The organism is Microcoleus sp. PH2017_05_CCC_O_A (genome assembly GCF_020738785.1).
In the GTDB taxonomy this organism is placed as follows: domain Bacteria; phylum Cyanobacteriota; class Cyanobacteriia; order Cyanobacteriales; family Microcoleaceae; genus Microcoleus.
The window spans coordinates 45,644-59,722 of record NZ_JAEQCB010000076.1 but is presented as its reverse complement, the minus strand read 5'-3'; the positions used below and the strand labels follow the sequence as shown (position 1 = coordinate 59,722).

General features: G+C 44.5%; 16 protein-coding genes. 3 read left to right on the top strand and 13 right to left on the bottom strand.

What is annotated here, in order from left to right; translation table 11 throughout:
- A partial coding sequence (locus tag JGK20_RS18855; protein WP_293231713.1) for a hypothetical protein occupies positions 1-326 on the bottom strand: 326 nt, incomplete at its 3' end.
- Entirely contained in the window at positions 314-2,578 is a 2,265-nt protein-coding gene (locus tag JGK20_RS18850; protein WP_293231711.1) for a hypothetical protein, read from the bottom strand. The genes JGK20_RS18855 and JGK20_RS18850, both read right to left, overlap by 13 nt.
- 98 nt (positions 2,579-2,676) lie before the next feature.
- On the opposite strand from JGK20_RS18850, the gene JGK20_RS18845 reads away from it, so the two are divergent.
- Complete coding sequence (locus tag JGK20_RS18845; protein WP_293231710.1) at positions 2,677-2,865, top strand: DUF2442 domain-containing protein; 189 nt, start codon at positions 2,677-2,679, stop codon at positions 2,863-2,865.
- 14 nt (positions 2,866-2,879) lie between these two features.
- Here JGK20_RS18845 and JGK20_RS18840 read toward each other — a convergent pair whose 3' ends face one another.
- The 10 genes from JGK20_RS18840 to JGK20_RS18795 all read right to left on the bottom strand — a co-directional run bounded on the left by JGK20_RS18840 (position 2,880) and on the right by JGK20_RS18795 (position 10,469).
- On the bottom strand, positions 2,880-3,272 hold the full coding sequence (locus JGK20_RS18840; RefSeq protein ID WP_293231708.1) for a hypothetical protein: 393 nt from the start codon (positions 3,270-3,272) through the stop codon (positions 2,880-2,882).
- Between the two features lie 220 nt (positions 3,273-3,492).
- The gene (locus JGK20_RS18835) at positions 3,493-3,906 is read right to left on the bottom strand and encodes a hypothetical protein (RefSeq protein WP_293197042.1); all 414 of its coding nucleotides are present in this window, start codon (positions 3,904-3,906) and stop codon (positions 3,493-3,495) included.
- A 292-nt stretch (positions 3,907-4,198) separates the two neighbouring features.
- The gene (locus JGK20_RS18830) at positions 4,199-5,149 is read right to left on the bottom strand and encodes a F0F1 ATP synthase subunit gamma (protein ID WP_293180380.1); all 951 of its coding nucleotides are present in this window, start codon (positions 5,147-5,149) and stop codon (positions 4,199-4,201) included.
- A 303-nt stretch (positions 5,150-5,452) separates the two neighbouring features.
- A complete protein-coding gene (gene atpA / locus JGK20_RS18825; RefSeq protein ID WP_293180383.1) occupies positions 5,453-6,970 on the bottom strand; it encodes a F0F1 ATP synthase subunit alpha in 1,518 nt (505 codons plus the stop codon).
- Positions 6,971-7,283: 313 nt separating this feature from the next.
- A complete protein-coding gene (gene atpH / locus JGK20_RS18820; RefSeq protein WP_293231706.1) occupies positions 7,284-7,829 on the bottom strand; it encodes an ATP synthase F1 subunit delta in 546 nt (181 codons plus the stop codon).
- A 3-nt stretch (positions 7,830-7,832) separates the two neighbouring features.
- Complete coding sequence (locus tag JGK20_RS18815) at positions 7,833-8,360, bottom strand: F0F1 ATP synthase subunit B (RefSeq protein ID WP_293180389.1); 528 nt, start codon at positions 8,358-8,360, stop codon at positions 7,833-7,835.
- Between the two features lie 87 nt (positions 8,361-8,447).
- Positions 8,448-8,915 carry a F0F1 ATP synthase subunit B' gene (locus JGK20_RS18810; protein WP_293180392.1) on the bottom strand — a complete coding sequence of 156 codons (468 nt, stop codon included), beginning with the start codon at positions 8,913-8,915 and terminating at the stop codon, positions 8,448-8,450.
- Between the two features lie 27 nt (positions 8,916-8,942).
- Complete coding sequence (gene atpE / locus JGK20_RS18805; protein WP_193972048.1) at positions 8,943-9,188, bottom strand: ATP synthase F0 subunit C; 246 nt, start codon at positions 9,186-9,188, stop codon at positions 8,943-8,945.
- A gap of 126 nt (positions 9,189-9,314) precedes the next feature.
- Complete coding sequence (atpB, locus tag JGK20_RS18800; protein ID WP_293154916.1) at positions 9,315-10,070, bottom strand: F0F1 ATP synthase subunit A; 756 nt, start codon at positions 10,068-10,070, stop codon at positions 9,315-9,317.
- A 27-nt stretch (positions 10,071-10,097) separates the two neighbouring features.
- The gene (locus JGK20_RS18795) at positions 10,098-10,469 is read right to left on the bottom strand and encodes an ATP synthase subunit I (protein ID WP_293180536.1); all 372 of its coding nucleotides are present in this window, start codon (positions 10,467-10,469) and stop codon (positions 10,098-10,100) included.
- Positions 10,470-11,095: 626 nt separating this feature from the next.
- On the opposite strand from JGK20_RS18795, the gene JGK20_RS18790 reads away from it, so the two are divergent.
- Positions 11,096-12,178 (top strand): trypsin-like serine protease, encoded by a 1,083-nt coding sequence (locus tag JGK20_RS18790; protein ID WP_293231704.1) that lies wholly within the window; start codon positions 11,096-11,098, stop codon positions 12,176-12,178.
- An 85-nt stretch (positions 12,179-12,263) separates the two neighbouring features.
- Here JGK20_RS18790 and JGK20_RS18785 read toward each other — a convergent pair whose 3' ends face one another.
- Positions 12,264-12,716 carry a nitrate reductase associated protein gene (locus JGK20_RS18785; RefSeq protein ID WP_293231702.1) on the bottom strand — a complete coding sequence of 151 codons (453 nt, stop codon included), beginning with the start codon at positions 12,714-12,716 and terminating at the stop codon, positions 12,264-12,266.
- A 297-nt stretch (positions 12,717-13,013) separates the two neighbouring features.
- Between JGK20_RS18785 and moaA the strand changes: the two genes are divergently transcribed.
- Complete coding sequence (moaA, locus tag JGK20_RS18780; protein ID WP_293231700.1) at positions 13,014-14,003, top strand: GTP 3',8-cyclase MoaA; 990 nt, start codon at positions 13,014-13,016, stop codon at positions 14,001-14,003.
- The last annotated feature ends 76 nt before the right edge of the window (positions 14,004-14,079 follow it).

Here is a 14,079-nt window from a genome sequence, read left to right as displayed (position 1 = left end):
TTTGGTTGAGGGGTGAGGGTGAAGAATTGGCTTAATTTGCCTTTGGTGAGGAGGCTGAGGATTTGTTCGGAATGTTCTGCGGTTTGGGTGTTGTGGGGGCGATTGATTAGGAGGTAGGTTTTGAGTTTGGGGGATTGAGTGGGGTCATAGATGTAGCGGAGGGAAATTGTTAGATTAGTAGCGAGATGGCTAATTGAGGTTATTAGCTGTTGTTGGGTTTGTTGGATGTTTTTACGGAGTTCAGTTGGGCGACTGTTATCGTGAATAGTCCGCTTAGGAGCAATTTCTAAGCCCAGAATATATGATTGATTATTTATTCTTGCCATTGAGTATTTAACTTGTAGAGAATAGACTGTATGTTTTCAATTATTTTCTCAAATTCTTTTTTCTTTGTCTGGTAGTTTTTGAAACATCGTTGATGTATTTTGACCATTATTCCTAGATTTATCGCTATTGATAGTGTGGCAAACCATGACCATTGATGGTTAACAAAAAAAATAACAACAATACTCAACAATATAATAGTATCTAATATCAATAATATCGTAAATAATGATTTTTTATAGTCCGGCAATTCGTCAAAATGCAACAAATAATCTAAATAATGAGTTGATAATAATCCTCTACATACAGTTTCTTGTTTCTTTGCTTCAATTGCGAATTTTAGTAAATAAACGTTTATTGATTTTAAATCTCTTTTAATTTGGCAGCTTTGGTTATAATTATAAGAACTTGTGCTGGAAAGTACAATGCTTTGGTCGAGAATACACAGTTTTTTAGGAATAGGAAAAGGGGAAACAAATTGGTCTCCTTCCTTTGAATAATAAGTGGCAATATATTTGCCTCTTCTGTCTGTATAATAAGAATACATATAATTGTAACTATTTTCTTCACGTATCAAATCAATTGTTTCGTTTATCAAAGCTTGATTATATTGAACTTTTCTTTGCTCGGGTTCAGTTTCAGAAATTTGCTCTCTTAATAATTGCAGCCAACTTTCAATCGGTGACAGGTATTCCTCCTGCTTGTTTTGGAGAAAGTGTTTCAATATGGAACTGCTTCTCCCGTATCGTCGCGCTAATGATTCGGATGCTGCTATAGCACTTGTAAATATCTCTGAAATTTCCCTATGATCCTGACTTGCTGATGAAAAATAAGTTTCTAGTTGTGAAATCGTTAAGTCTTGTAGTTGAGACTTCTGCAAAGTATTCAAACTGTAGCTAAAAATCAAAGCCTTCAATATCGTATCAGCATCAGGCTCTACTCTAGTTAAATCATGCTTGTATGGAGTTAACAGCCTCACCGCCGCATTCCGCAACTCTATCTTTTCCAACAACAACTGACTTAAGGTTTTCAGCCTTCTGCTTAAATCCGTTGTGGTATTGATAATCTCCGCCGCATTAATTCTCAATGCTATTTCATTGTTGGAATTATCTAAAAACTTTTCCAATAGTCCATAGATAAAATCCTCAGCATAGTGGTGAAATGCTTGCTGAGCTTGACGCAGCCCCACTTCATGGAATTTGGGATTTGTCTCTTCCAACAACAACTTACTTAAGGTTTTTAGCCTCCTGTTTACATCCGTTGATGTATTGATAATCTCCGCCGCATAAATTCTCACTGCTATTTCATTGTTGGAATTATCGAAAAACTTTTCCAAAAGCCCATAGATAAAATCCTCAATCTCAGCAGATAGTTTAAATACTGACTGAGATTGACGCAGCGCCACTTCATGCAATTTGGGATTTGTATCTTCCAACAACAACTTGCTTAAGGTTTTCAGCCTTCTGTTTACATCCGTTGCTGTATTGATAATCTCCGCCGCATGAATTCTCAATGGTGTTTCATGGCTGGAGTCATGCAAAAACTCTTCCAACAGCCCATAGAGATATGCCTCAATCTCAGCCGATTCTTTGAAAATTAACCCCGCTTGCCGCAGCGCCGCCCCCTGTACAATGCTATTGGGTGACATCAATCCCAAATATACCCCTCGCCCGTGTAACTTGGAAATGACATCCCCGACTAAATCCTGATAATTCAGAGATCGATCGCGATCGTTTAATAACTCATCAGCGGGCCCGTAGATCCAAAATTCTAGATGCCTTTCATATTCTGCGGTTGTTTCCCCCCTACTGTTTAGGCGCGGAATTCTGTTGATTTCTATGAACTTACGATCGCGAATTTCCCTCCGAATGCGATCTAGAGGTTCAGTGAAACCGCCCCCTTCTAAATGTTGTAAACTCTGCTGAGAATATCCGATCGCCTCCAACGCCGTAGCCGCCGCCCACCGAGTCAAATCGTTGCTAACTTCCCCCTTGCCCTTCACTTCCTTCGCGATATCTTTAAGCACTTCCCAGTCTGCAAAAGCTTCTTTAACGCGATCGTGTTTTGCAGCCACACCTAAGCCTTGTAGCGCCAAAGCCCGCGTGGTTAGCGATGCAAAATCGAAGAATGCCTGGATTTGTTCTCCCACATTTCTGAAACGATCTGGGAGACCGCCTCCACCTGGAATGTTTGAAAGGTTACTCATGGTGATATCGCTGGCGATCGACTCAAAGCACTTTTGAGTATGATACATTACAAGCTCAGCTTTCGGCAAGCGAAATTGTAAATGTATATTTAGCTACAAAGCCGAGATGCTGGCGATCGCCCAAGCTAACATAGAGAAGTAAGCTTTTGACATCAGTAATGGTTGAATTGCTAGAAATCCCGAAAGCGCAACAGGTAGTCATTACAGACAATGCGCTGACAGTCGATCTATCGGATGGTCGTACTATTTCTGTTCCTTTAGCTTGGTATCCTCGGCTGTTACACGGTACACCGGGCAAACAAAGTCTAATCAAACCAGGATTTCTGTTAGATTAAACAGACTCACCTCGTTACGGCAATTTCTCTGGTAACGAAAGCCAAGCTTTGAGTTCCTCATCCAAAACATATTTATCGCTATTAGCGAGTGCAGCGATAACTTTTAACCGATTTTTAAGCTGTCTTAACTCTCGAATTTCTTCAATAGGAAGCGTTTTCCAATTAGCAGCCTTTTGTTCCACATCTTCCCGCGAATCTTTGATGTTATCCCAAAACCACTGTAGAATTAAGCTTACATCCAGAACTGAATCGTTGGGAACTATTCCGTATTTTGCGATCGCCCCAGCCCGCAACATCATTGAAGAAATCCTCACAGACTCCCCACTACCCGGTTTTTTCTGTTCCGCCACTTCCGCTAGTCGATCGTAAATTGCGGTTGCTACTTCTGCCCAAGTGCGATCGAACAAACCCGCATTATTTTCACCTTTTCGAGCCTTCGCAGAGGAAACATCGGCTAATAAAAGCCAGTTAAAGTCTTGCGGTGCGGTGGTTTGAGCCGATAATGTATTTTTGACCCAAGCCAGTGCGGATTCAGGATTTTGTTCGAGGATGCGATCAATATTTTCGGGGGAAATTGAGTCATAATCAAATAGGCGATCGGCATGAACTAGCAGTTTATATTTGCATTCACAATCTGACTGGCAATTTTTTTAGCAGTTCATTAACAATAATTTGAGCGATCGGACTGTTTTGAGAAAGAGTTTGCAAGCGTTTTAAAACATCAAGACTCAGATCTAAATTTTCTTTGGCTGCATCTATCGACCTTAAAGAATCTGCCGCCGTGAGAGTAAGCTCATCATCCGGTATCTCAAGCATTTCTAGCAACAACGGAATTGCTTGTTGAGAGTCAGCATCGGAAATAATTTCGGCACAGCGCAATTGCCATTCTTGGGAACGATTACACCAACAAGATTTCAGTTCTTCCCAATCAGCAGGTGTAAGTTTTTGCACTTGTTCAATAGCATATATAACAGCATGATCTGACCAATTATCCGGCGAAAATTCTTGATTTAAATATTCATCTAGCTGTGCGAAACTCATCTGAGTAATATTGTGGAAGCTGGCATCGGAATCATAATTTTTACCAGTGCAGTGCTGTCCCCGCTCGCGATCGTCGTCGTGACTTCCGGGAGATTATCCCGGTGCGTCGCTATTGAATCGTTGTCAATAGCCAAAATAGTCACAGCGACGCACCCTACTTTAATTATAAAGCATTATATTATAGAGGCTGTGTAAGTCCCGATCGTCCAATTTGTTCCTATATTTACTAAAAAAATAGCGCCTGAGTTCCCCCAGACGCATACCATAAAATCTACAAATTGTCAACCCTAACTTAACCGTTTAAGGCTTCAGCACCGCCGGAAACTTCCAGAATTTCCTGGGTAATTGCCGCTTGCCGCGCCTTGTTATAAGTCAACGTCAAACTACGGATCAAATCGCTAGCATTCTCACTAGCATTATTCATCGCCGTCATCCGTGCAGCCAACTCGCTAGCAGCAGATTCTTGCAAAGCCCGCAGCAATTGGTTGTTCAAATACAAAGGCAAAAGTGCCTCCAGAATTTGCGCCGGATCTTGCTCGAAAATCATGTCGCGTGGCAAACTCTTCATAGGTGTACCAACTTTCTCCCGCGATACTTGAAACTGTCCGCCTTGCGATGTCAAGCGGAAGATTTCATCATCTGGAGTTTCCAAACCTTGAGGATCGAGGGGTAACAAGGTTTGAATTACTGGACGCGAACTAATTAGTGACACAAACTTGGTGTAAATTAGCTCAACTCTGTCCACAGTTCCCGACAGGAACAAAGACAGCAATTCGTCAGCAATTAGCGCTGCTTCCGGTGCTGTTGGGATTTGTTCTAAGTTAGTGTAAGTAGCATCGATCGGCTGTTCGCGACGTTGGAAATACTGAGTAGCTTTGCGTCCTACTAACACGAATTTGTAGTTTAAGCCTTCAGCTTTGATTTCCTTAGCGCGATTTTCGGCGTATCTAATGATGTTACCGTTGTAGCCACCGCACAAACCCCGATCGCCCGAAACAACCAAAATTCCCACTGTTCTGACTTCGCGTTTTTTCAGCAGCGGTAAATCCTGGCTTTCAAACTTCAAGCGTTCTGCCAAACCGTATAATACTTCTGCCAAGCGATCGGCAAAAGGACGAGTAGCAGTCACCTGTTCTTGAGCGCGGCGCACCTTAGCAGCAGCCACCAAGCGCATTGCTTCTGTAATCTTTTTAGTGTTCTTGACCGACTTAATGCGATCGCGAATAGTTTTCAGATTTGCCATAACTTTCTCCTTTTTCCTTAGCTTTTATTTCTGAGTTCTTAGTTCCCAGCCATCAGTTTTTAAGTTTAGCTACGGTAGAGACACGGCATTTTCTATTGGTATCAATTTTCAGACTGAAACCAGATGTCTCTATCGTTTTTCTCAAAGTCTCGATCCCCCTAAATCCCCCTTAAGAAGGGGGACTTTGAACGATCTTGTCCCCCCCTTATTAAGGGGGGCTAGGGGGGATCTCCGGGTTTAAAACACGCCTAAGGGGGATCTGCGACTTAACTAATGACTAATCACTGATGACGGCAGGACTAATTACGCAGAAACCAAGAAAGTTTGCTTGTATTCTGTGATGCCTTCTTTCAGCAGCTTCTCAGCTTCATCAGTCAAAGCCTTACCGCCTTGAACGATTTCGCCGTACTTCGGCTTGCTAGTCCGCAAATAGTCGCGCAAACCAAGAGTAAACTTGGTTACTTTGTCTACATCGATGTCATCCATGTAGCCGTTAATACCGGCATAGATTACAGCAACTTGTTCGTTCATCGGCAGAGGAGAACTTTGCGCCTGTTTCAACAGTTCGCGCAAGCGTTGACCGCGGGCCAATTGATTTTGAGTAGCCTTATCCAAGTCAGAAGCAAACTGAGAAAATGCTGCCAGTTCTTCAAACTGCGCCAATTCCAATTTCACCTTACCGGCTACTTTTTTCATTGCCTTAGTTTGAGCCGCAGAACCTACCCGCGATACCGAAATACCGGGGTTTACAGCCGGACGCAAACCAGAGTTGAACAAGTCAGAAGAAAGGAAGATTTGACCGTCGGTAATCGAAATTACGTTGGTAGGAATGTAAGCAGAAACGTCGCCTGCTTGGGTTTCAATGATTGGCAAAGCTGTCATGCTGCCTTCGCCCAATTCATCGCTTAATTTAGCAGCGCGTTCTAGCAAGCGAGAGTGCAGATAGAAAACGTCTCCAGGATATGCTTCGCGACCGGGAGGACGGCGTAGCAACAAGGACATTTGGCGGTAGGCCTGTGCTTGCTTGGAAAGGTCATCATAAATGACCAAAGTGTGCTTGCCTTTGTACATGAAATACTCAGCTAAGCTGGCGCCTGTGTAAGGTGCCAAATATTGCAGGGTTGCGGGGTCGCTAGCGTTGGCTGCTACGACGATTGTGTAGGCCATCGCGCCCTTTTCTTGCAGGACGTTGACGATGTTAGCTACGGTAGAAGCTTTTTGACCGATCGCCACATACACGCAAATTACATCTTCCGATTTTTGGTTGATGATTGTGTCGATCGCGATCGCAGTTTTACCTGTTTGGCGGTCTCCAATAATCAATTCCCGCTGTCCTCTTCCCACAGGAATCATCGCATCAATAGCGGTAATCCCTGTTTGCATCGGTTCGTAAACAGAACGGCGAGAAACGATACCAGGTGCCGGAGATTCAATCAAGCGAGACTCAGTAGTTTTGATTTCGCCTTTACCGTCGATCGGACGGGCTAAAGCATCAACTACGCGGCCCAACATTGCTTCACCAACGGGGACTTCAGCAATTCTGCCAGTAGCAGTAACTGCCGAACCTTCTTGAATGCCTAGGCCTTGGCCCATCAACACTGCACCGACGTTATCTTGTTCGAGGTTCAGTGCGATACCCACAGTGCCGTCGGCAAATTCTAGCAATTCGCCGGACATAGCCTTATCCAAGCCATAAATCCGGGCAATGCCGTCGCCTACTTGCAAAACAGTACCGACGTTAGAGACTTTTACATCTTGGTCGTACTGTTCAATTTGCTGGCGAATAATGCTGCTAATTTCGTCAGGTCTGATTGCTGCCATGTCAGTTATTATTTGTCAGTTGTCAGTTGTCGGTCAGTCGATTTTAGATTTTAGATTTTAGATTTTAGATTTACTCGCAGCATTGAATCTGGGAGTTTGAACTCTTAGTCTAAAATTTTGATCTTTCCACGACTTTAAGTCTAGTGCTTGTACCCATTTTTGGGCGGGTGGATGTTTTTGGCAAGAAAGAATTGAGATTTGGCAGTAAGTATTTGGGACTAACAACTCAAAAACAGAAATTCATTGATTTCTGCCTCCTGTTTAATTCTTCCCTTATTCTTTCTTCCTTCTTCCTTCTTCCTTCTTCCTTAAATCAGGAACTCAAGCGAATTCCGAGACGGCGCAATTGTCCCCGCAGGCTAGCATCAATTACTTGAGAGCCTACTTTAATTACCACACCGCCGATTAAATCTGCGTCTATTTTTGTTTCAATTTCTACGCTACGAGCGCTGGTCATCGCCTGCACTTTCTCGCGAACAGTCTGCTGTTGAGCGTCTGAAAGTGGGACTGCCGATGTAACTTCAGCCAATACTGTTTGGTTGAGTTCTCGGAGCTTTGCCAAGTATTGTTGGCCAATCCCTTCTAAAAAAAGAATTCTTCCTTTGTCTACTAAAAGCTTCAGAAAGTTGTGCATCAAGGGGCTCATTTCTTCACCCGCTATTTGCTTAATTACAGCTTTTTTAGTATCCGGTTTAATCAGCGGATTGGCTAAAAATTGACGTAATTCTTCCGAACCTTCTAGCAGGCTAAGCAAAGAACGAATGTCTTCGCCGAACTTTTCTGAGAGATTGCTGGACTGAGCCAGTGACATCAAGGCAGATGAGTAAGGCTGTAAGACTGCTGTGCTAACGATACTCACTTTTTAGCCTCCCAGTAACGCAATGCTGCGATCGATTAAGTGGTTTTGGGCGTTGTCGTCCAAGCGAGTTTTCAACTCACCTTCCACTTTTGCTAATGCCAAAGATACAACCGTCGATCTCAGTTGGGCGATCGCTCTTTCCCGCTCCGCTTCCAACTCTTGACCTGCTGTTGCTTTCATGCGTTCAACTTCCTGCGCCGCTTGAGCTAGAATTGCTTCTTTTGCTACGATCGCATTTGCTTCAGCAGCGGAGCGAATTCGTTCCGCTTCTGCTTGAGCCTGAGTCAATTTTTGCTGTTGTTCTGCTAAAGCTGCCGCTGCATCTTTTTGGCGAGTTTCTGCATCTTTAATCGCCTCTTCAATGGCGGAGCGTCTTTCGCCTAGGATATTTCCTAAGAAGCCGCGCCCGAAGTAAAACAGCAATCCAATAACAATGCTCAGGTTAATCAGGTTGGTTTCTAAAATATCGAAATTTAAACCGAAACCACCTTCTGTGCTAGCTTCTGTGGCTAGCAATAAAACAGTCCCCATGATTCTCTTCCATAATTGCGCGTGCAGGTTGGATGAACCGATTTAAGATTTGAGAATTCACCCAAAATCTAAAACTGTTCGATCGAGCTATTTGGCCAGTGCTGTGCCCAATAGCTTTTCAAGAATTTGTCGGCTCAGAGTATCTACCTCTAGTTCTAGCGAGCGCATTGCCTCTTGTTTTTGCTGCTCAATTTCTTGGCCTGCCTTTTCTCGCGAAACTTGAGCTTCTTTTTGAGCCTCAGCTACTTTTGCCGACGCGATTTTTTTGGCATCCGCTTGAGCCGTAGCAATTACTGCCTGAGACTGTTTGCGAGTTTCTCCCAGTTTTTGGTCGTATTCCTGCGCTAATTTCTGGGCTTTTGCCAAGCGTTCCTGAGCTGACACTTGAGTGGTACGAATGTATTCGTCCCGATCGTCCAGAACCTTAGTCATGGGCTTATAGAAAACCGCATTGAGGACTACCGTCAAAACTAGGAACTGCAATGCCATAAATGGCAAAGTTGCATCAAAATCAAACACTTTTAGTTCCTCCTTGTTTTTGGGGCGGAAAGACATCCGCCCCTTTTTTGCAATCCTTCAATATTAAGCGAAGGGATTAGCAAACAGCAGCACCAATGCAATAACGAGACCGTAGATGGTCAAGGATTCCATGAATGCTAAGCTCAGCAGGAGAGTGCCGCGAATTTTGCCTTCTGCTTCCGGCTGACGCGCAATACCTTCTACTGCTTGACCTGCGGCATTACCTTGACCGATACCAGGTCCAATCGCGCCTAAACCAATAGCTAGACCGGCGGCGATAACAGAAGCAGCAGCAATTGTCGGATTCATGATAAATTTCCTTAATCTTTGTGTACAGAGTTCAAGAGAGATGTTGGGTAATTGGTCATTAGTCATTAGTCATTAGACCGCTGGCTTTTGACTGTTCGCTATTCGCCTTTACCCAATTTTAGAGAGTTAATCGTGATGTTCGTCGCCGTGTCCTTCCAATGCTTCGTGAATGTAAGCTCCTGCCAAGGTGGCAAATACCAAAGCTTGAATCGCACTGGTAAACAGACCCAACATCATTACGGGCAAAGGTACGAACAGGGGAACTAATAACACCAACACCGCCACCACTAATTCATCCGCTAAGATGTTACCAAATAAACGGAAGCTCAGGGAAAGAGGTTTGGTGAAATCTTCTAAAATCGCGATCGGTAACAAAATTGGGGTCGGTTCGATGTACTTACTAAAGTAACCCAAACCCCGCTTACTGAAACCTGCATAAAAATATGCCAAAGAAGTCAGCAATGCGAGTGCTACCGTCGTGTTGATGTCATTAGTCGGAGCAGCTAGTTCGCCCGCTGGCAACTTAATTAGCTTCCAAGGAACTAAAGCGCCCGACCAATTCGATACAAAAATAAACAGGAACAATGTGCCAATAAATGGCAGCCAAGGACGGTACTCTTTCTCGCCGAGTTGATTTCTAGCCAAGTCTCGAACGAATTCTAAGGCGTACTCCATGAAATTTTGCATTCCGCTCGGAATTCTCTGCACATTGCGAGTTGCCGCGAGGGAAGCTATCAGGAGGAGAGCAATCACAATCCAGGAGGTAATAAATACCTGTCCGTGAACTTTGAGACTGCCTATGTGCCAGTAGAAATGCTTTCCTACTTCCAACTCAGCGAGGGGAAAAGCATTAAAGGCATTTAAGACATTTAGCATTTCCATTCACAAGAAGTTCACACAGTGGAGGGTTCACCGACTGCCTGACCCATTGGCAGGGTCGGTAACAAACAGGCTTTGCAGCATATAAAAGACGATCGCGCCCTTATACGTCAGAAATCCCAAAAATATGGGCAAAATCTGTAGCTCTTTCAACTGAGTTGATACTACAATCAACCCAATAAATACAGCTAACCTATTTTTGCTCAGACTCGTTTTTTGCGGGCCGATGCGTTCAACGTCTTTAGCCAACATTCTCAAGTAAACCACACCGGCGATCGCCCCAAGCATATAATTTAGGGCAATGTTGAGTGAATAAAAAATCCACACCGAGATAAAAATTATTCCCGTGAAAGCGAGAGTGACCACAAACAACTGTTGTTGAAGTTTGTAGAAATCTTGCATAGTGTCGGTGGACTCCGGTTCGGACGAACCTGTCTGAGAGATGTCCCCCGTTTCAGCGATGGATGCGCGAGATTGATCTGACAAGGTTACTTGACTTTTAAAGCAGTCGGTGTTAGTTGACTCCCACTACAATTAATTCGGTTGAAACCGTCTTGTAGCGACAAGTGTGACAAAAGCTACAGCTCGTACACTTCAGATCGAATAATACCACGCGCAGGTAACATAACTTAAAAAAAAATGAATTTTTTGATTGGTTTCTGAGAAAAGTCTGGCTGAGTTACCGAACCCAGGTAAGCGTGCCGAACCTTTCCGAAACCAGAAGCTAGAAGGGTTTTATGCAGACAGCCGGAGATTCTCTGAATATTTATCATGTTGTCGTTGTCGAGCGACTCGGAAATCTTTTTGGTCGATCGACATAATTCTACATCTCCCACCGCCCGATCGCACCAACTCACACTTTATATCGCCTGAAGCGCACAAAATCTTTCTTACTTAGTATAAAAAAACGGGAGCTTTTTGGCGAATATAAAGATTTGTAACAAAGCCCAACATTTTGCATAAAAATCGAGTTTTGCACCAGATAGGTCAATAGAACAACAAATTTAACATCGATCTCGGTGCTTACTGTGAAAACTCAAAACCTAATTACATCAACGCTAACAGCCTTTGTGGCAGCAGCAGGTTTCAGTGGCAGCGCGATCGCCGGTACGATTCGGCACGATCGATCCGACGCCCAGTACACAAACTTCGCCAACCAAAACCAATTTGCCAGCGTCGGCCGCCTCGACATGAGATTTGCTAACAACACGTTCACCCTTTGTTCGGGAACCCTGATCAGTGCCAACTGGGTACTAACCGCAGCGCACTGTTTTGAAAACGGTCAACAAAGTCTTGCTGGTGCAGGTTTTTCAATTGGCGGGCGCAGCTATTCAATCAATTTGGGACTTCAGAACGGAGGATGGGCCAGTAGCAACCGGAACGCGAGTGCAGGCGCTGACATAGGCTTGTATCGGCTCAGCAGTTCAATCTCGAACATTAATCCGGCCACCCTGTACTCCGGTACTAACGAAGATTTGCAAGTCGGCAGCTACGTCGGGTTCGGAAATACAGGCAATGGCTTAAGTGGCGAAAATGTAGGAACATACAAAACAAAACGAGCTGGTCAGAATACGATCGGCCTGGGTAGTCGATTAGGTTATTCCAACGGAATACTCGTGTCAGATTTCGACGATCCTCGATCGGTCGATCCCTCACAGCCATTGACTCGCCCTCTCAACCTAGAATACCAATTAGCCCGGGGCGATAGCGGTGGAGCACTGTTCATCGGCGGACTCCTGGCCGGTGTCAACTCTTTTATTACCAGCCAGAACAACCAGAGGTTGGCTGACTACGGCGATATTTCTGCTACTACTCGCGTCTCGTCGCAATACAACTGGATTCGGAATGCCATCAGCGGATTAGCTGGAACAGGAGTGCTCAATAGCTTACCTAGAACTAGCTCAAACTTTGGCCCAACTACTCTCGCGGAGCTCGTAATCGATCAATCCGACAGTATCGGCGACTTGTCACAACCACTGGAAATAGTACAGGATACTTGGGACAACTCCGAACCCGTACCGGAACCGACAACTATAGTGGGTGGATTGCTTTCCTTGGGGGGTTTCATTTTAGCCCGCCGCCGCCAAAAGTTAGCTCAAAAACAAGCTTGAAGCTAGGAGTAGGTGGACGCAGTTAAACGTAAAATCCGCGGCTAGAACCTGCTAGAAGCCGGACTTATTCAATAATTCCGGCTTCTCATGCAACGAGGTGAAATTCTCGAACAGCGGGGAGAAAGTTTTTATTCTCGTGGCTCGATCGACTAAGTTTGATTAAAGCAAACCGCTGTAGCGGCTGCAAACCGCTCCACTGGGCATCGGTAACAGTCAATCCGAGCTCTTGCGCTTTTGCTGTGACGGATTCTGGTATGGTTGCAGCATCCATCCACGGGGGATTTTGGTCGATCGCCAAATCGGTTCCGCATTTTCCAGTATGTTGGATTAATATTTGGTTTAGCTGTTCTCGGTAATCTTGAATTTCTGGACTTGTCAAACAAGGAAGCTCTACAAGTGTTTGGCGTTCTGCTTGAGTAAAATGATTCCAATCTTGCAACTTGAGTTTGATGCCGCAAGTATCTAATTTGAGGCGTACTTGCATTGGGATGCAGCGCAGGGCTTCTACAAAATCGGCTTCAAATTTAAAAAATGTCATAGATATATGGATTTGCAAATTAGATTTTTTTTATTAACCGCAGAGGGCGCAGAGAGCGCAGAGTAAGAGATGAGGGAGAAATCGATGTCGTTTTTTTGCTTCTTGGGTGCATCTCATTTTTGCAAATATCTTCGTAGGGGCGAAGCATTCCGGCAGACGATTTATTAGCTATCGCCAGAGATTGACTACCGGAATGCTTCGCCCTTCCCAAATTGAGATGCACCCTTTTGCTTTCTATCAATAATTGCAGAAAATCGAGTCCGCATTTATAATTAAATAATATTACAAATCATTGACATGAATCCCGTAGACTACCTTCGGATTAGTTTGATAGACCGCTGCAATTTCCGCTGTCTCTATTGTATGCCGGAAGGTAGCGAGTTGGACTATGTGTTGCAGCAGCAGTTGCTAACTCACTCGGAATTGCTAACTTTGCTGCGGGAAGTTTTCATACCTGTGGGATTTACTAAGTTTCGGTTGACTGGTGGGGAACCGCTGCTGCGCCCTGGGGTGGTGGAGTTGGTTGGGTCGATCGCATCTTTGCCGGAAACGCGAGATTTGTCAATGACAACTAATGGCTTTTTGCTGGCGGGAATGGCCGAAAATCTCTACAATGCTGGTTTGCGCCGGATTAATATTAGTTTGGATTCGCTGGAACCGGAGACTTTTGATCAGATAATTGGTAGTCGGGGCCGATCGCGCTGGATGCAAGTTTGGGAAGGAATTCAAGCAGCTTATCAAGTTGGATTTGACCCGCTGAAGTTGAATGTGGTGGTGATTCCCGGTGTGAATGATGGGGAAATATTGGATTTAGCAGAATTAACTATTAACCGGAATTGGCACGTTCGTTTTATTGAGTTTATGCCGATCGGCAATGGCGATTTATTTGGCGATAAAGGTTGGGTAGCATCGGCAGAATTGCGGCAACAAATTAGCGATAAATATGGTTTAGCCGAGTCGGGAGTGCGGGGAAATGGGCCGGCGGATGTGTTTCAAATTCCGGGGGCGAAGGGGACTTTAGGATTTATCAGTCAGATGTCGGAGTGTTTTTGCGATCGGTGCAATCGGATGCGTTTGTCGGCTGACGGGTGGCTGCGGCCTTGTCTGCTGAACGAAACGGGGCAAATTGACTTAAAAACTGCTCTGCGGAATGGGGTGTCTACGGTTGAATTGCGCGATCGAGTGCAGCAGATATTGGAGATTAAACCGGAGATTAATTTCAAGCAGCGGGATTCGGGAACTACTCAAGGAAATTACAGCCGCACAATGTCTCAAATCGGCGGCTGAACTAACCGACATAGAGCGCTGAAGAAATAAAATACTTAAGGCAATACTTGAGTATAATTGTCACAGTATTCGATTC

What these genes read in the sequence shown, in the direction of transcription:
- atpB (WP_293154916.1), bottom strand. Translation starts at nt 10,070, where the DNA reads ATGGAAATGCTAAATGTCTTAAATGCCTTTAATGCTTTTCCCCTCGCT.
- JGK20_RS18785 (WP_293231702.1), bottom strand. Translation starts at nt 12,716, where the DNA reads ATGACATTTTTTAAATTTGAAGCCGATTTTGTAGAAGCCCTGCGCTGC.
- JGK20_RS18810 (WP_293180392.1), bottom strand. Translation starts at nt 8,915, where the DNA reads ATGTCTTTCCGCCCCAAAAACAAGGAGGAACTAAAAGTGTTTGATTTT.
- JGK20_RS18830 (WP_293180380.1), bottom strand. Translation starts at nt 5,149, where the DNA reads ATGGCAAATCTGAAAACTATTCGCGATCGCATTAAGTCGGTCAAGAAC.
- atpA (WP_293180383.1), bottom strand. Translation starts at nt 6,970, where the DNA reads ATGGCAGCAATCAGACCTGACGAAATTAGCAGCATTATTCGCCAGCAA.
- moaA (WP_293231700.1), top strand. Translation starts at nt 13,014, where the DNA reads ATGAATCCCGTAGACTACCTTCGGATTAGTTTGATAGACCGCTGCAAT.
- JGK20_RS18850 (WP_293231711.1), bottom strand. Translation starts at nt 2,578, where the DNA reads ATGTATCATACTCAAAAGTGCTTTGAGTCGATCGCCAGCGATATCACC.
- atpE (WP_193972048.1), bottom strand. Translation starts at nt 9,188, where the DNA reads ATGAATCCGACAATTGCTGCTGCTTCTGTTATCGCCGCCGGTCTAGCT.
- JGK20_RS18795 (WP_293180536.1), bottom strand. Translation starts at nt 10,469, where the DNA reads ATGCAAGATTTCTACAAACTTCAACAACAGTTGTTTGTGGTCACTCTC.
- JGK20_RS18835 (WP_293197042.1), bottom strand. Translation starts at nt 3,906, where the DNA reads ATGAGTTTCGCACAGCTAGATGAATATTTAAATCAAGAATTTTCGCCG.
- JGK20_RS18815 (WP_293180389.1), bottom strand. Translation starts at nt 8,360, where the DNA reads ATGGGGACTGTTTTATTGCTAGCCACAGAAGCTAGCACAGAAGGTGGT.